This is a genomic window from Lysinibacillus sp. NPDC097287, from assembly GCF_044761695.1.
In the GTDB taxonomy this organism is placed as follows: domain Bacteria; phylum Bacillota; class Bacilli; order Bacillales_A; family Planococcaceae; genus Lysinibacillus.
This window is the reverse complement of record NZ_JBIWCX010000001.1, coordinates 365,840-381,474: the sequence shown is the minus strand read 5'-3', so window position 1 is coordinate 381,474 and position 15,635 is coordinate 365,840. Positions and strand designations below refer to the sequence as shown.

General features: G+C 38.9%; 18 protein-coding genes. 13 read left to right on the top strand and 5 right to left on the bottom strand.

Translation table 11 applies throughout. The features are described from left to right. Position 1 precedes the first annotated feature (1 nt). From ACIQ2D_RS01780 to ACIQ2D_RS01745, 8 genes are all read left to right on the top strand, one after another. Positions 2–604 carry an ATPase, T2SS/T4P/T4SS family gene (locus tag ACIQ2D_RS01780; RefSeq protein WP_402858461.1) on the top strand — a complete coding sequence of 201 codons (603 nt, stop codon included), beginning with the start codon at positions 2–4 and terminating at the stop codon, positions 602–604. Next, positions 601–1,806 carry a type II secretion system F family protein gene (locus tag ACIQ2D_RS01775; RefSeq protein WP_402858458.1) on the top strand — a complete coding sequence of 402 codons (1,206 nt, stop codon included), beginning with the start codon at positions 601–603 and terminating at the stop codon, positions 1,804–1,806. Before ACIQ2D_RS01780 ends, ACIQ2D_RS01775 begins: the two co-directional genes overlap by 4 nt. A 101-nt stretch (positions 1,807–1,907) precedes the next feature. Further along, positions 1,908–2,378 carry a prepilin-type N-terminal cleavage/methylation domain-containing protein gene (locus tag ACIQ2D_RS01770; RefSeq protein WP_402858455.1) on the top strand — a complete coding sequence of 157 codons (471 nt, stop codon included), beginning with the start codon at positions 1,908–1,910 and terminating at the stop codon, positions 2,376–2,378. Positions 2,379–2,681: 303 nt separating this feature from the next. Next, entirely contained in the window at positions 2,682–3,656 is a 975-nt protein-coding gene (gene pilM / locus ACIQ2D_RS01765) for a type IV pilus biogenesis protein PilM (protein ID WP_402858452.1), read from the top strand. Next, on the top strand, positions 3,656–4,252 hold the full coding sequence (locus ACIQ2D_RS01760; RefSeq protein ID WP_402858449.1) for a hypothetical protein: 597 nt from the start codon (positions 3,656–3,658) through the stop codon (positions 4,250–4,252). Before pilM ends, ACIQ2D_RS01760 begins: the two co-directional genes overlap by 1 nt. Beyond that, the gene (locus tag ACIQ2D_RS01755) at positions 4,249–4,986 is read left to right on the top strand and encodes a potassium transporter (RefSeq protein ID WP_402858446.1); all 738 of its coding nucleotides are present in this window, start codon (positions 4,249–4,251) and stop codon (positions 4,984–4,986) included. The genes ACIQ2D_RS01760 and ACIQ2D_RS01755 overlap by 4 nt, the downstream gene beginning before the upstream one ends. 58 nt (positions 4,987–5,044) lie before the next feature. Then, positions 5,045–5,797 carry a prepilin peptidase gene (locus ACIQ2D_RS01750; RefSeq protein ID WP_402858443.1) on the top strand — a complete coding sequence of 251 codons (753 nt, stop codon included), beginning with the start codon at positions 5,045–5,047 and terminating at the stop codon, positions 5,795–5,797. A 28-nt stretch (positions 5,798–5,825) separates the two neighbouring features. Further along, entirely contained in the window at positions 5,826–6,548 is a 723-nt protein-coding gene (locus ACIQ2D_RS01745) for a gamma-glutamyl-gamma-aminobutyrate hydrolase family protein (protein ID WP_402858441.1), read from the top strand. A gap of 59 nt (positions 6,549–6,607) precedes the next feature. On the opposite strand, the gene lexA is transcribed toward ACIQ2D_RS01745, so the two are convergent. Beyond that, a complete protein-coding gene (lexA, locus tag ACIQ2D_RS01740; RefSeq protein ID WP_402858438.1) occupies positions 6,608–7,225 on the bottom strand; it encodes a transcriptional repressor LexA in 618 nt (205 codons plus the stop codon). A 168-nt stretch (positions 7,226–7,393) separates the two neighbouring features. On the opposite strand from lexA, the gene yneA reads away from it, so the two are divergent. The 5 genes from yneA (at position 7,394) to ACIQ2D_RS01715 (ending at position 12,377) form a co-directional block, all read left to right on the top strand. Continuing rightward, positions 7,394–7,708, top strand: coding sequence for a cell division suppressor protein YneA (gene yneA / locus ACIQ2D_RS01735; protein ID WP_402858435.1), 315 nt, complete (start codon positions 7,394–7,396; stop codon positions 7,706–7,708). Beyond that, on the top strand, positions 7,705–8,370 hold the full coding sequence (locus tag ACIQ2D_RS01730) for a YneB family resolvase-like protein (RefSeq protein WP_402858432.1): 666 nt from the start codon (positions 7,705–7,707) through the stop codon (positions 8,368–8,370). The genes yneA and ACIQ2D_RS01730 overlap by 4 nt, the downstream gene beginning before the upstream one ends. A 64-nt stretch (positions 8,371–8,434) precedes the next feature. Further along, positions 8,435–8,668, top strand: coding sequence for a DUF896 domain-containing protein (locus tag ACIQ2D_RS01725; RefSeq protein WP_402858430.1), 234 nt, complete (start codon positions 8,435–8,437; stop codon positions 8,666–8,668). 127 nt (positions 8,669–8,795) lie between these two features. Then, positions 8,796–10,790: a transketolase gene (gene tkt / locus ACIQ2D_RS01720; RefSeq protein ID WP_402858427.1), complete on the top strand. Its 1,995-nt coding sequence runs from the start codon at positions 8,796–8,798 to the stop codon at positions 10,788–10,790. Between the two features lie 645 nt (positions 10,791–11,435). Beyond that, positions 11,436–12,377: an LCP family glycopolymer transferase gene (locus tag ACIQ2D_RS01715; RefSeq protein ID WP_402858424.1), complete on the top strand. Its 942-nt coding sequence runs from the start codon at positions 11,436–11,438 to the stop codon at positions 12,375–12,377. A 123-nt stretch (positions 12,378–12,500) separates the two neighbouring features. Here ACIQ2D_RS01715 and ACIQ2D_RS01710 read toward each other — a convergent pair whose 3' ends face one another. The 4 genes from ACIQ2D_RS01710 to ACIQ2D_RS01695 form a co-directional block, all read right to left on the bottom strand. Further along, positions 12,501–13,133, bottom strand: a complete 633-nt coding sequence (locus ACIQ2D_RS01710; RefSeq protein ID WP_402858421.1) for a response regulator transcription factor — start codon at positions 13,131–13,133, stop codon at positions 12,501–12,503. Continuing rightward, positions 13,108–14,145: a sensor histidine kinase gene (locus tag ACIQ2D_RS01705; RefSeq protein WP_402858418.1), complete on the bottom strand. Its 1,038-nt coding sequence runs from the start codon at positions 14,143–14,145 to the stop codon at positions 13,108–13,110. The genes ACIQ2D_RS01710 and ACIQ2D_RS01705 overlap by 26 nt, the downstream gene beginning before the upstream one ends. Continuing rightward, positions 14,142–14,825, bottom strand: coding sequence for a cell wall-active antibiotics response protein LiaF (gene liaF, locus ACIQ2D_RS01700; protein WP_402858415.1), 684 nt, complete (start codon positions 14,823–14,825; stop codon positions 14,142–14,144). Before liaF ends, ACIQ2D_RS01705 begins: the two co-directional genes overlap by 4 nt. Before the next feature lie 108 nt (positions 14,826–14,933). After that, the gene (locus tag ACIQ2D_RS01695) at positions 14,934–15,572 is read right to left on the bottom strand and encodes a PspA/IM30 family protein (protein ID WP_402858412.1); all 639 of its coding nucleotides are present in this window, start codon (positions 15,570–15,572) and stop codon (positions 14,934–14,936) included. Positions 15,573–15,635: the final 63 nt, after the last annotated feature.

Genomic DNA, 15,635 nt, shown 5'->3' with positions numbered 1-15,635 from the left:
GATGAGACCGATATTATCGATGATCGATTTACTCGAAAGAGCCTATACAGAAAAAAATTCAGAAACCATCGGCATTCCACCTGTAAATCGTATGCATGGACAGCTCGAGCAATATGGTGATGTGCCTATACTCTTTGAAAATTTTAAGAAAATGATTCATGAAATTTTGCCAGACTACAAGATGAAAGAATTCGAGGAGAAGGAGGAAACCGACTTTGATTTTTCGTTAGCCGAAAAATGTCGTTTCCGTGTGAATGTCTATCATCGACCTAATGAAGTAACAATCGCAGCACTCCGACAAGACTTGGACAGTATTCTTGTGGGGGAAATGCGTGACCTCGAAATAATTACTACAGCGGTAACAGCCGCAGAGACAGGGCATTTAGTGATGGCGACATTACCAACTAATAGTGCTGCCACAACAATTAACCGTATTATTGATATTCTCCCACCACCTTTGCAAAGCCAAATCCCAAGTGTCATGCAAACGAGTAGTGCGCTTGGCATGCACACGTTAGTATCGTCTATGCAGCAACTCATTGCTTCAGGAAAAATATCCGTAGAGTGTACAAGCCCATTCATGAATGCAGGTGATTATAGTTGACTGTATTTCGTTATAGTGGACGCACAAAAACAGGTGCGCTAAAAAAGGGCATTATCAATGCGAAGAATAAAAAAGCAGCCATCGATAAATTACGTGCACAAGGCATTAATGCACGTGAAATTGAGGAATCAAAAAGCATATTGCACAAGGATTTAGCGATTGGTGGTAAGGTCAAACACCAGGATTTCGTCATTTACTGTCGACAATATGCAACCCTTGTTCGAGCGGGTGTCTCGATTGTTGAGTCGACGAGTATTTTAGGGAGCCAAACAAAAAGTAAACCGCTGCGAAAAGCACTAGAGGAGGTAGAGGAAGACATTCGTGGTGGATTGTCATTTTCTGATGCAGCGGCGAAGCATCACAAAGTATTTCCTCCATTGTTCATCAATATGATGCGCTCAGGTGAAGCAACGGGCAATATTGACAACACATTAGAGCGTTTAGCGATGACGTTTGAAAAATCTTACAACATTAAGAAAAAGGTACAGTCGACCTTAACTTATCCAGCAGTATTAATGGTACTTACCATTGCCGTTACATTGTTCTTGATGATTTTCATTGTACCAACATTTGTGGAGATGTTTAAAGACCTTGGTAGCGAAATGCCTGCTTTGACACTATTCATCTTGAAGATTAGTAATTTCTTAATAGCGTATTGGTGGCTACTATTCGCCGTCCTCATCGCTGCTATTGTTGGGTTTAGAATGGCGTACAAAAGTAATAAACAATTTTACTACTCTGTCAATCTATTGATACTTCGATTACCTGTATTCGGACCACTATTACAGAAGAATGTTATTGCACGGATGATGCGGACATTATCTTCACTATTTAGTAGCGCTGTTCCGATTTTGCAGGCTTTGACGATTGTCGAAAAAGTTGTTGGAAATCCTGTAATAGGCAAGGTCGTGATAGAAGCGAGGGAGAGTTTAGAATCGGGAAGCACCTTATCAGCACCACTTGAAAAAAGTTGGATTTTCCCTCCGCTGGTCACGCAAATGACAGCGATCGGAGAACAAACGGGTTCACTTGAATATATGCTTGAAAAAATAGCAGACTTTTATGAAGACGAAGTTGATCGTGCAGTAGATACATTGAAATCACTTATTGAGCCGTTAATGATCGTTTTTTTAGCAGTCATTGTCGGAACAATAGTCATAGCAATTATGATGCCGATGTTCGCGATGTATGAAAATATGTAACGCTCTGACTTATTGAAAGGGGTGATGCAAAAAAAGAAAAACAAAAAAATTAGGGTGTTCGTGTTAGGCACAAATATAAAAAAAACTAAGGAGGAACATATATGTTCAAAAAATTACTGAACAAAAAAGTGTTAAAAAATGAAAAAGGTTTAACACTAATCGAACTACTAGCGGTAATCGTAATTTTAGCGATTATTGCAGCAATTGCTGTTCCAGCGATTGGGAATATTATTGAAAATTCACGTTATAATGCGGCGAAAGCTGATGCGATCAATGTCATTAATGCAGCTAATCTTTACTTTACTGATGAAGGCTCAGTAGATGGAGATGATGTTACTGTTGCAGAATTAAAAAGAGATGGTTATTTAGATAATGCTGGTTTATTTGAAGTGACAGCAGGCGGAGGCGCAAACCCAGGTGCTTTAGTTATTAAAGCAGAAGGTGGAAATGCATTAACTGGAGAGGTAATATACTCCGGAGAAAAGAAAGCTACCTTTACAGGAGCAACTATTGTTGGTATTAATGCTGATAAGCAAAAAGGTAGTGGAACACCAGAAGCAATTGCAAAATAATATTTGGCTCTTTTAAGAACATCCAATATATTATTGGATGTTCGACTAAGGAACTAAGTATCAATATATGATTCCAAGCGTGTTGATTAAAGAAGTATGGGATGGCTTTATCGTCTTTCATTAGGCTTCTCATAATAATTCACCGTATATATAGGGCTATTTTTATAGATTTCTGCTACGGGTTACTCGACCCTCACCCGATGCGGAAATTAACTTTTTCTATCAATAGGACTGAATAAAATTAGTTCACAACACGCCTGAAATTATTATCCTTTAAAAATAGCAAAGGAGGCGTCTTTTCGCATGTTCAACAAAAAGAAGAAGTCACATGTTTCAATAGAAATAAAAGATTATGTATTGCGTGCGATTGTGGCTAAAGGGCTTGATGCTTCGCTTTGGAAAGGTTATGAGGTTCCTTTAGCGCAAGGTATTGTAGAGAATGCAGTCATTATAGATGAGATGGCACTTTACGGGATTATTAAAGAACATGTCACAAAATGGGCGGGTAAAAAGCAAAATGTTCGCTTGTTTGTACCAGATACATTGGTGCTTCTAAAAAACTTTAGCCATCCAAGTGATGTTGAACCACAACAGTTAAAGGGATATGTGGAGATGGAGCTTGGCTTGTCTATTCATCTGCCGTTCAATGAGCCATTAATTGACGTTCATGATCCAAAATCAGGCGATGGACAGGCGATGTTGTTTGCTGTCCCTTCTGAAGAAGTTAATAAAATGTTGGGGATCTTTTTGGATGCCAGCTTTAAGCCGCAAGCTGCCGATATTCGGGCTTTATGTAATATTCGATTATTGGAACATATGCAGTTAATAGATTCGCATAAGACGTATTTAATTGCCGATTGGTCCATCAATGAACTGTCGATTTGTATTTTTTCACATGGCAATGTAGAGTTTTTGCGCTACCAATCGATTGAGACAAATTTAGCAGATTGGAAGGCAGAGCAAGTAGATGAAAATTGCTATTCATTTGAGCATGTAGTTGGAGAAGAGGAGTATCGCATGGTCGTGACAGATCAGGTACTGGAAATTGAACGTATGATGAATTTCTTTAAATTCTCTTTGCATAAAGGTGAAAAAGCAGTCGATGAAATAATTACATTAGGAGATAATCCTATTTTACAGTCGATTGCTGATTTATTAAGTAATAATTTTGATACGCCTTTAAAAGTTGTCAACAATGGGAGTATTCAAAAGCACTTCCCAGCATTTTCGGAGTCATTTGCGACATTACTTGGACTTGCGTTAAAGGAGGTTAACTGATGGTACCTGACATTAACCTTTTGCCCAATATAGAAAAGGAAAATGCTTCACCTACATTGCTATATGCTGTGTTAATAGCGATTACAGCGATTGTGCTAGCGTCTATGATTGTCATATATTTTGGGGCAAAAAGTGATATCACCACTTTATCAAAGCAGGAGTTAGAGCTAACAACGCAACGTAATGCACTTCAACAGGAGTTTGATACAAAGAATAATATTAACGCAGGGTCGCTTGCGCAATCAGTTAAATTTGTAGAGAATGTATCTTATCCCGTCACACCATTAATAAATGAAACGTTGGTATTTTTACCGGGGAATACATTTTTACGTGGGTATACGTTTGGGGAAGAAAATGTGACAGTAACAATTGATTTTGAGACGATGAATGCTATTTCAAGCTATATAGAAAAACTAGGAACAAGTGATTATTTTAGAGATATTCAAGTAGACACAATTGAAAACTTTAAAGTAGCACTTGGAGAACAAACGGAAGACAAGAAATTAGAAGATAAACTCAAAGAAATACCACGCTATTCGGTTACGATTAAGATGTTTATCGATTATGCATATTTAGCTAAAGGGGGAGAAGGATGAATTCAATAACAAGTAGTAAAAATTCAGCCATTCTTCTTTTGACAGCTTTAATTGCTGCGATTTTGTTCGCAGTGTATTCCTATGTGCTATCACCAAAGTTAGATGAAGTGAACGCAATGGAAAGTACGCTCAGTACCTTAAATCAAGAGATTAAAAGCTTGCAAGAGCAAATTACATTCATAGATGAGACACAACAAACTTCTCTATCAAATAGTTTAACATTACGACAAAAAGTACCACAAACGAGAGAAATAGAAAAAGTACTTTTAGCTATAGCGGAAATTGAAGCAGTAACGGGTACGTTGGTAGAATCGATTAGTTTCAATAACTATGATTCACTGGTTGTAGATTCCACAATTACGGATCCCAACGCACCTGTAATGGATGAGGAAGTAGCTCAGGGTGCATCTGCAACAGACGGAAATACAACTGATACTCAGCAAACAGGGGGAGAGACAGTGGCCACAACTGATGAGCTACCTGTTTCGACTATCGCAAAGGAATCTTTGCCAGAGCAATTAAAGCTTGTCACGTTTAGTATTGATATCGCAGCACTTGATCTGCAAGCTTTACAAGATTTCTTACAAGAAATAGAGCAAATTGAACGTATTATGAAAATTGATACGTTAAGTATCTCTTCACCAGGAGAAGAAGAGCAACTCCAAGAGGGTGCAGATCCTACAGTGAAGGCAAATGTACAAATAACGACCTTCTATTATGAAGGAGAAAAATGAAGAGTAGGCGCGCATACGTAAATGGTATGGGCGCCTCTTAGTTTAGGGGGAAGATATCGTGGAAATTGTTTATACAAGTATGGTTTTTGTGTTTGGGCTTGTGTTTGGGTCATTTTTTAACTTGGTGGGTTTACGTGTGCCTATGAAGGAGTCGATTGTGGCGCCAACTTCACATTGCATGACGTGTCAACGACAACTAAAAGTGCTCGATTTAGTCCCAGTGCTATCGTTTTTATGTTTAGCTGGGAAGTGTCGAGGTTGTGGGCAAAAGATTTCGTGGATTTATCCGTTTATGGAGCTTGTGACAGGCGTGTTGTTTGCGTTTGCTTATTGGCAGTTAGGGTTTAGTGCAGAGTTTGCTGTGGCCATTTTATTTATTTCATTATTAGTTATTATTGTTGTGTCGGATGTAGCATATATGCTGATTCCTGATAAGGTGCTGCTTTTCTTTTTACCATTGCTGGTAATTGGACGTATGGTGTCACCGTTAACGCCTTGGTGGGATAGTTTACTAGGGGCATTCGTATTGTTTGGCATATTATATAGTATTGCTGTGTTATCGCGAGGTGGCATGGGCGGTGGGGATATCAAGTTGTTCTTTTTAATCGGGCTCGTACTCGGCACACTCGGCTCGTTACTGACGTTGTTTTTAGCGGCAGTTATTGGTATGATTGTCGGCATCGTGGTCTTACGTTCACGAGGACAGGGGAGAAAAACGCCTGTGCCATTTGGGCCGTCGATTGCACTAGCGGCGATCATTGTTTATTTTTATGGTGATGTAATGACAAATTGGTACTTAGGGCTTTGGTAGAAATTAAACTTAATGGGGGAATGTTGTTTTGAAACCGATTATTGCAATTACTGCTTGTGCGGAGGATGATTTATCTTCGCGCTTAAATGCGGCATATAGTAAGAGTGTACTAGAAGCGGGCGGAATTCCGATGATACTACCTTTTGGTGTAGAGGCGGACGTCGCACAAATTTTATCTATATCTGACGGGTTATTACTATCTGGTGGTCACGATGTACATCCATTTCATTTTGGCGCAGAGCCGTCGCCAAAATTAGGGCAGATTTACCCGGAAAGAGATACAGTTGAGCTTACCCTGACAAACGCTGCGATTGCGAGACAAATGCCGATTTTCGGGATATGTCGTGGTATTCAATTGCTTAATGTCGCACTAGGTGGCACGCTTTATCAAGATATTGATTCGGAATATCATAGTAGTAAACTGCTAAAGCATACACAACAAGCAGCACGTGGTGTGGCAACGCATTATGTAAATATCGAGCAAGATAATGTATTAATGCAAATTGTTGAGCGAGAGCAAATTGCGGTCAATTCATATCATCACCAGGCGATTAATGTGGTGGGTGAGACATTAAAAGTTGTGGCGAAGTCGAATGATGGGATCATCGAAGCCGTATCACATCAATCATTGCCATTTTGTTTAGCTGTTCAGTGGCATCCAGAAGAACAAGCACTTGCTGGAGATGAAGTCGCAAAAAAACTATTTAACGCATTCGTAGAAGCTAGTTTGAAATATAAGAGAGAAGCATAACACAAATAAAGCTGTCCTATTCAGTCAAGTCCTGACTAATGGGACAGCTTTGTCTTTTATTAGTGTACGCGACGATATAGACCAACTACTTGTCCTAAAATCGAAACTTGGTTCACGATAATCGGTTCCATTGTTGCATTTTCAGGCTGAAGGCGGAAATGTGTTTTTTCTTTATAGAAGCGTTTGACTGTTGCTTCGTCTTCTTCTGTCATTGCTACAACAATATCCCCGTTATTCGCAGTTGATTTTTGCTTTACAATGACTAAATCTCCGTCCAAAATACCTGCTTCAATCATTGACTCACCCATAATTTCTAGCATGAATAACTGATCTTCACTAGTACCATATGTGTCTGGTAATGGGAAGTATTCCTCAATGTTTTCAATCGCTGTAATCGGTGAACCTGCTGTTACTTTACCAACTAATGGTACATGAATGACGCTTTGCTTTTGGATTGTATCTTCAGGCTCTAGGATCTCGATAGCGCGTGGTTTTGTCGGGTCACGGCGAATTAAGCCTTTTTGCTCTAAACGTGCTAAATGACCGTGCACAGTCGAGCTAGAAGCAAGTCCTACAGCTTCTCCAATCTCGCGTACAGATGGTGGATAACCTTTAGCGCGAACCTCTTCTTTGATGAATGCCAAAATGTCCTCTTGCCTTTTCGAAACTTTTTTCATAATGCTCACCTCTTTAACTTTTATGTACTCGTTTTCCTTATTAAATAGTATAGCAGAATGCGAACATGTATGCAAACATAGGTTCGAAAAGTGTTTGACAAAAACATTTGTTCGTTTTATTATGAGAACATACATTCCGAACAAACATTCGAAAAGGGGAAATTGGTAATGAGTTGGATGAAAAAGAACGTACATATTTCAATTTTACTAGGAGCTTGCGTGTTATTTGCGGGATATCTCCTAATAACCGATCCTGGAGATATTACATATACAGAGATTCATATCAAACACGGCGATAGCTTATGGTCGTTAGGCGAACAACATCGTGGTAAAATGTCTACAGATGAGTGGATACAAATCGTTAAGCTAAAAAATGAATTAACAGATGCAAAAATCGTGGCAGGAAAGTTATTAGTTATTCCAGTAGTTGGCGATCAAGCTAGGCCCATCAATACAATAGAAATTGCGAGAAATGAACAATGATGAATGAAAAACAATCGGCTGTCGTCTATTGCCGTGTTAGTACAGAAAAGGAGACGCAAAGCTCATCACTCGAGCGACAAGAAGATGAACTTGTGAGCTATGCAAAAAAGCAAGACTACAATGTAAAAGGTGTCTTCAAAGACAAGCATAGTGGCTATGATGTTGAGCGAGAAGGACTCCTTGAAATGTTAGATTTTATTAAAGAAGAAGGCGTGAATGCTCTGTTCGTTCAAGATGAAACACGTTTAGGTCGTGGTAATGCTCGTATGGCGGTTCTTCATTTATTGCAAAAAACGGAAACAGATGTTTTTTCGATGCAAGATTCAGGACCGGTACAGTTAAATGAAATGGATACGATGTTGTTAGAAATTTTAGCAATTGTAGAAGAGTATCAGCGCAAAATTCATAATGCAAAAATTCGTCGTGGTATGAGACGAGCTGTTGAAAACGGCTATCGCCCTGAGAAAAATCTAACGAACCGTGGGAACGTACAAGGGCAAGAGCGAAAAGAAGTCCCAATCGAAGAAATTATCCAGCTACGTAACAAAGGTTTTACTTTCCAAGAAATTGCTACAACACTTAGAGGCTTGGGCTTTAATGTTAGTAAAGCAACCGTACATCGTAGATATCAAGAACACCAAGAAAGATTAGAAGGCAAATAATTTGCGCTTCTAATCTTTTTTGCATATTTTTGTAGTAGTATAAGTACGAAAGAGGTGTGGAATAATGTTATCGAAAGAAAAAATTAATCGTATCAATGAATTATCTGCAAAGGCAAAAGCAGGAAAACTAACAGAAGCAGAAGCAAAGGAACGTACAGCACTTCGCCAAGAATACTTAGACACGTTCCGTGCAACTATGCGTGATACGATTGAAAATGTGAAAATTGTGGATACAGAAGGAAATGATGTAACGCCAGAAAAGGTAAAGCAAGCCAAAAAGAATAAATTCTTGAATTAATGTGACATTTTTTTGATCTAGTATTTCATAAATCTCACGTAGTATTACAAAAGCATTGTTTTCTTATGCAATCTTGACTAAACTGTAAAGGTACAATATCTAGGACGAGAAAGGATGTCACAATATCATGACTCAACATGCGGATCAACTAGCGATTAATGCTATCCGAACATTGTCAATCGATGCAATTGAAAAAGCAAATTCAGGTCACCCAGGTTTACCAATGGGGGCTGCACCAATGGCTTACACGCTTTGGACGAAACAACTTCGCCACAATCCAGCAAATCCAAAATGGACTAACCGCGACCGTTTCGTACTTTCAGCAGGTCATGGCTCAATGCTTTTATACAGCTTACTTCACCTTGGTGGCTATGGCTTACCAATGGAAGAAATTAAGAACTTCCGTCAATGGGATTCATTAACTCCAGGACATCCTGAGTACGGTCATACAGTTGGGGTTGAAGCCACTACTGGTCCTTTAGGTCAAGGGATTGCTATGTCAGTTGGTATGGCTATGGCTGAACGTCATTTAGCGGCAACTTATAACAAACCAGGATATGACATTGTAGATCACTACACATACGCACTTTGCGGTGACGGTGACTTAATGGAAGGTGTAGCAGCTGAGGCAATTTCTTTAGCTGGTCACTTAAAATTAGAAAAATTAATCGTTCTTTACGATTCAAATGATATCTCTTTAGATGGTGATTTAGAAAAGTCATTCTCTGAAAACATTCAAAAACGCTTCGAGTCTTACGGCTGGAACTACTTAAAAGTAGCAGATGGTAATGATACAGCTGCAATTAACGCTGCTATCGAAGAAGCGAAAAAATCTACAGGTAAACCAACTCTGATCGAAGTAAAAACAGTAATCGGTTTTGGTTCACCAAACAAATCTGGTAAATCGGATTCTCATGGTGCTCCACTTGGTTCAGACGAAGTATTATTAACAAAAGCAGCTTATGAGTGGCCACACGAGCCATTCCAAATTCCTGCAGAAGTGTATGACACATATAAAGCAGCAGCAGAAGAGCAAGGTGCTCAACCTGAAGCGGCGTGGAACGAATTATTCGCAGCATATAAAGCTGAATTCCCAGAATTAGCAGCACAATTCGAAAACGCAATGAACGGTAAATTACCAGAAGATTTCGCTTCAGAATTACCTGTATATGAAGTAGGTAAATCTGTTGCAACTCGTAATTCTTCAGGTGAAGCAATCAATGCAATCGCTAAGAAAACACCTTCATTCTTCGGTGGTAGTGCGGACCTTGCTGGTTCAAACAAAACAACAATGAAGGACGCTGGCGATTTCTCTGCAGACGACTATGCAGGTCGCAATATTTGGTTTGGTGTTCGTGAATTTGCAATGGGCGCAGCGATGAACGGTATGGCACTTCATGGTGGCGTAAACGTATTCGGTGGTACATTCTTCGTATTCTCTGACTATGTTCGTCCAGCTGTACGTCTTTCTGCATTAATGGGTCTACCTGTTACTTATGTATTCACACATGACTCAATCGCTGTTGGGGAAGATGGCCCTACACACGAACCAGTTGAACATTTAGCTTCATTACGTGCAATGCCTAACCTTTCTGTAATTCGTCCAGCTGATGCAAACGAATCTTCAGTAGCTTGGGAGCTAGCTGTATCTTCTGAAAAAACACCAACTGTTTTAGTATTATCTCGTCAAAACTTACCAGTACTTGACGCGCCAATCGAAACAGTACGTGAAGGTGTTAAAAAAGGAGCTTACACAGTATCACCTGCTTCTAAAGAAGTCGCTGATGCACTAATCATTGCAGCTGGTTCTGAAGTTTCACTAGCTGTAGAAGCACAAAAAGCATTAAAAGCTGAAGGTATCGACGTAGCAGTAGTATCTATGCCTGCAATGGATCGCTTCGAGCAACAAGACGTAGCTTATAAAGAATCAGTTCTTCCAAAAGCTGTAACAAAACGTCTTGCTATTGAAATGGGATCTTCATTCGGTTGGCATAAATACACTGGTTTCGAAGGTGATGTACTTGCGATCGACAAGTTCGGCGCATCTGCACCAGGCGAATTAGTAATGGAAAAATACGGCTTCACAGTTGAAAATGTTGTAGCAAAAGTGAAGGCTCTATAATTTTTAATATAAATACCGCAATGCTCTAATAAGGGCGTTGCGGTATTTTTTCGTTTTTTATTGATTTTAAAAAGGATATTGAAACATATAAGCATTGTGTAATGATAGTGCCTATGAAAAAATAAAAGCACTTACCGTTACCGTTAAGTGCTAGTTCATCGACAATAATGCCACCAAACTAAAATAATTGCCCAGAGACAATCACTGTATAACTGGTGTTTGCCCTTGAAAAAAATCTAGCAATGTAAAGAGGTTATTGAATAGAGTGCAGAAGATATTTCTATCTCGTATAACTTAATCGATGCAGAAACAGAAGATAGTAGCAAAAGGAGGTGTCTAAAATTTGGGACATCTCTTTTCTTATATTATAGACGTGCTAAAATCATTTGATTTTAATATAGTTAGTAGCTTTATATATATGATAGTTAAAATATGACCTCGTAAAGGAAACCATTTTTGGTAAATTGCGTTATATTTGATGGTGCGAAACCAAAGTTTGTTATATATTGATAAAAAGCACATGGAACGAAAGTCGCGACGACTCTAGCGGTCCTAGCTTATGCCCGAAATGGGATGATTGGTCAAATACATATTTTGAAAAAGAGCTAATTATATTAAGAAATACTCTAGGGGAGGGCTATTTATATGGATAATAATTTAACGCGAACCGCGAAGAGAAAAAAATCAATAAAGAAAAAAAGGATTTTATTGGGCGTATTATTTGTTGTATTTATCGGAATAGCATGGGCAGGTACAAATTATTATTCTTTTAAAAAGGCATTGGTAAAGATGAATGGGTCTGAAGTAATAAAGGGAGCAACTAATATGGCAACCTCAGATCAAACACTTCATTTGGAGCCGTTTTCTGTGTTACTTCTAGGGATTGATGAACGGGAAAATGATAATGGGAGAACCGATACAATGATAGTGGCGACAGTAAATCCTGATTTAGGTACCATTAAGATGCTAAGTATTCCGAGAGATTCACGTGTCGATATTATCGGTAATGATTCGGTAGAAAAAATTAACCATGCTTATACGCGTGGAGGTGTTTCTATGACCATTAATACAGTAGAGCATCTACTATCTATTCCTATTCATTACTATGTTGCGGTGAATATGGAGGGCTTTTTATCGATAATTGACGTCGTGAATGGCATTGAGATCAACAATGATTTGGATTTAGCTCACGGTAAATTTAGTTTTCCAAAAGGTGAAATTACGATAAACGGGGAAGAAGCGCTGGTGTTTTCAAGAATTCGATATGGAGATCCCCGAGGTGATTTTGGCAGACAGGTGAGACAAAAACAATTGCTAGAAGCCTTACTATCTGAAGCGAAAAACCCAAAAATATTATTGCAACTAAATGATATATTTAAGGTGTTTGGAGAAAACGTCAAAATGAATTTTACCGCGTCTCAACTGAGGGACTTACAAAAATTATATGGTAAGTTGGATGGTAAGATCGAACAATTGCAATTTGAGAATGGTGTTGGGCAAACAATAGGTAAGTATTGGTACTACATATTAGATGAAGAAGAAGTTAAGAAGGTTAGTGAAGAGCTAGGACAGCATTTAGGTGTTTAGCGAAAAGAGGACTGTATTCTTCTAGAATATGCAGTCCTCTTTTCGCTGATAGAATGATAAATATCGCCGATAACAACGTCAAAATAGCCGATAGATTCCGCATAATCGCTGATACACTTCCCGTTACTTAGCAAGGCCATTCTGAAACGCATAAACAACTGCTTGTGTACGGTCTTGAACTTCAAGTTTTGCTAAGATATTACTAACATGTGTTTTCACAGTTTTTAAGGCAATGTATAGATCATCGGCAATTTCCTGATTAGCCTTACCTTTCGCCATCAATAATAGTACTTCCATTTCACGATCTGTAAGCTGCTCATATAACGGTGTACTAGAGCCATAACGCATGCGGTGCATCATTTTGGATGTTACTTCGGGCTCTAATACTGTTTCGCCGCCAATTGTTTTACGAATGGCATCTGCAATTTGCTTAGCATTGGAAGTTTTTAAAATATAACTAATCGCACCTGCCTCTAAAGCAGGATATACTTTGTCGTCATCAAGAAAGCTTGTAACCATCATAATTTTCGCCTCAGGCCATTTCGCTAAAATTTCTACAGTGGCTTCTGGGCCTGTCATGATGGGCATGACATTGTCCATTAAAATAATATCTGGGCGAAGTGCAAGTGCAAGCTCTACCGCTTGTTTGCCGTTTTCAGCCTCGCCAACGACTGTGATATCAGATTGCGCTGATAAATAGGCAGAAACACCGATGCGCACCATTTCATGGTCATCCACGATCAGTACTTGAATCATCTAAATCGACCTCCTTTTGCAATGGAACTTTTACTTCAACAATCGTACCTTCGTCTGGTACAGAAACAATTTTATACGTACATCCGATTTCAACAGCACGTTCCGCAATATTTTGTAGCCCGTAAGATGTAGATTTATCGGCTTCAATGTTAAAGCCAAGACCATTATCTTGAATGCGTAAAATCGCTAAGCCATCACGTGCGACAAGGAGTAATTCGACTTCACTCGCTTTTGCGTGACGCAGCGTGTTTGATAATGCTTCTTGTGCGATTCGGAATAAATGATCTTCCTCGGCTTTTGTTAACGACATTTCCTCGAGTTCGTATTCTATATGGAAATATACTTTTTGTTGTAGTTCAATAATAAGTTCCTCTAAACCTTGTGCAAGGGTTTTATTGTGAAGCGCAACAGGACGTAAATGAAGGAGTAATGCACGCATTTCAAGCTGTGCCTGTTGGACAACTTTCTCCACTTGCTTTAATCCTTCTGGGTTTTCATTGCTTTCTGTTAGGGCCGACAATAGCATAGAAGCCGCAAATAATTGCTGAGAAACGGAGTCGTGCAGTTCGCGCGCTAGCCGCTGACGTTCTGCAATAATACGTTCTTGAATCACTTTGTCATGTGCTTCAGCACGTTCATTTGAGAGACGTTGTAAGCTTTTACGTTGTGTGTCAATCAGTTCGCTTGTTTGGGTTAGTGCTTTTTTTAGTGGTTTTGGCAATGCCTGTTTTTTCGGTATTACGAAATCGGGTTCTATTAACTGTTTGACAAAGCGAGTAGCCTGAGCTTCGCGGGTTCTAGCTGTGGTACCAATCCAACCTGCAATTACGATACTTAACACAAATAGGCTCATGACAATAACGCCACCGAGTGGAATAGTATCATAGGTTTGTTGCCATAATGGTTGCCATGCTTTTTCATTTGGTTGCCCCCATACTAAAAAGAGTAAACCAAAAGTAGCACCTACAAATAAGAAGAACAATGTAAATAATCTTGAAATGAAAGCAATCATTTACGCGTCACCTCCAAATCACCAAGCCATGTCGCCACGTGAATAATGAGCTTACGTTTTGCATCTTCAGGCTCGCCATCTGCAAACGTTACACTTTCATTGATTAAACGTTGCGGACCAAAATCTAAGCATTTAATGTCACCAAATAGCGTTGTATATTGAACGCGGAACGGAATTTCGTAAGGGACATGGATATGTACTTTACCAATCCCTTGGCGAATCGAAATTAGGCTAGTACCGGCAGGCAAAATAGTTTGCGTCGTATCAATGGTAATATCACCAGCGAGGCGCTGTATTTGGACGTCTTGCCATTTAAAAGCTTCAATAGGGGCAGGCGTCATACCGAATAGTTCATTTTTTGTCGCAGGTAGTTTTTCAAAAAGCGCATGACCAATAACTTTTGGCTCGTTTTCTTTTTGTAAGTAGTTATAAAGCATATATAAGAGCAGAAATACGATAAATAAGCGCAAACTCCACATTGTAAAGAGCGCAATGGCAAGAAAGAAAATACCGAGCCATTTAAAAGATGGACTGTTTTTTGAATAACTTAAATAAAGTAGTCCGGCACCAATTAATAATGAAAAAGCACCGCCAGTATTGAAAATCGTCAACTCAATAAAGAGAAGTAAAAAGAAGCAGATTACCCAAAAAGAGAGTTTATTCGTGTTAAAGTTTTGCAAAGGGGAGCACCTTCTTTCTACTAAAATATGTGAGAGAAGAAGATGCTTCTCTCGAACGAGATAAAAATGCGCCTCAGATGTGGCGCATTTTTTCTCTATTATAACATTTTATTTGTTTTCAATTAGTAGTGGTGATTCAGGAGTTGTTGCATTTTTTTCTAGCTCTGCAAGACGTGCTTCGAACGTAGTGACTTCATGATCTTTGTCGATTTGGTAAGCTAATTTATCGATATAAGATTCTAAGTCCTCGAAATTTGTTTGATTGTTTTTAGCAAGCATTCCATCCATTTGGTGATGAGCACGTGTTACGTTTTCTTTGCCCATTAACTGTAATTGACGCACTTTCATATCTTTAATTTTATGTTTCATTGTTTCAAACTTACGTTCAAGTTCGAAATATTCGCGTGTACTTGCTTCAATACTTGCTTGTAATGTATTGTTGCGTGATGAATAAGCTGCTACTTCATCCGTTGCAAAGTCGATTAAATCTTGTTCTCCGCTAGCAGAAGCAAGTTTTAATTGTGTTTCACGCTTAGCCAGTAACTCCGCGTTTTCTTTGAATTCAATTTCTAACTTTTCTTTTAGTTGACCTTGTCGCTCAAGTAATTTACCTGTTTGTTCTGTTTGTTTTTCTGCTTCGCGGATGTATTGATTTAACATTGCGATAGGATTTTTTTGTTCTTTTTTATCCAATACTTGATGTAAATCAGCCTCTAGCGTGTATTTAAAACGTTGTAATAAATTCATTTTGTTTCGCTCCTTTTTTTATCTAGGTTAAAGCGCCACACCTTTGATGGCGCTTTAGCATTA

Bases quoted from the DNA above. Each gene is read 5' to 3' on its own strand.
- lexA (WP_402858438.1), bottom strand. From the start codon at position 7,225: ATGAAAAAAGTTTCGAAAAGGCAAGAGGACATTTTGGCATTCATCAAA.
- ACIQ2D_RS01705 (WP_402858418.1), bottom strand. From the start codon at position 14,145: ATGATTGCTTTCATTTCAAGATTATTTACATTGTTCTTCTTATTTGTA.
- ACIQ2D_RS01760 (WP_402858449.1), top strand. From the start codon at position 3,656: ATGGTACCTGACATTAACCTTTTGCCCAATATAGAAAAGGAAAATGCT.
- ACIQ2D_RS01780 (WP_402858461.1), top strand. From the start codon at position 2: ATGAGACCGATATTATCGATGATCGATTTACTCGAAAGAGCCTATACA.
- ACIQ2D_RS01710 (WP_402858421.1), bottom strand. From the start codon at position 13,133: ATGATTCAAGTACTGATCGTGGATGACCATGAAATGGTGCGCATCGGT.
- pilM (WP_402858452.1), top strand. From the start codon at position 2,682: ATGTTCAACAAAAAGAAGAAGTCACATGTTTCAATAGAAATAAAAGAT.
- ACIQ2D_RS01695 (WP_402858412.1), bottom strand. From the start codon at position 15,572: ATGAATTTATTACAACGTTTTAAATACACGCTAGAGGCTGATTTACAT.
- tkt (WP_402858427.1), top strand. From the start codon at position 8,796: ATGACTCAACATGCGGATCAACTAGCGATTAATGCTATCCGAACATTG.
- yneA (WP_402858435.1), top strand. From the start codon at position 7,394: ATGAGTTGGATGAAAAAGAACGTACATATTTCAATTTTACTAGGAGCT.
- ACIQ2D_RS01770 (WP_402858455.1), top strand. From the start codon at position 1,908: ATGTTCAAAAAATTACTGAACAAAAAAGTGTTAAAAAATGAAAAAGGT.
- ACIQ2D_RS01725 (WP_402858430.1), top strand. From the start codon at position 8,435: ATGTTATCGAAAGAAAAAATTAATCGTATCAATGAATTATCTGCAAAG.
- ACIQ2D_RS01715 (WP_402858424.1), top strand. From the start codon at position 11,436: ATGGATAATAATTTAACGCGAACCGCGAAGAGAAAAAAATCAATAAAG.
- ACIQ2D_RS01730 (WP_402858432.1), top strand. From the start codon at position 7,705: ATGATGAATGAAAAACAATCGGCTGTCGTCTATTGCCGTGTTAGTACA.
- ACIQ2D_RS01755 (WP_402858446.1), top strand. From the start codon at position 4,249: ATGAATTCAATAACAAGTAGTAAAAATTCAGCCATTCTTCTTTTGACA.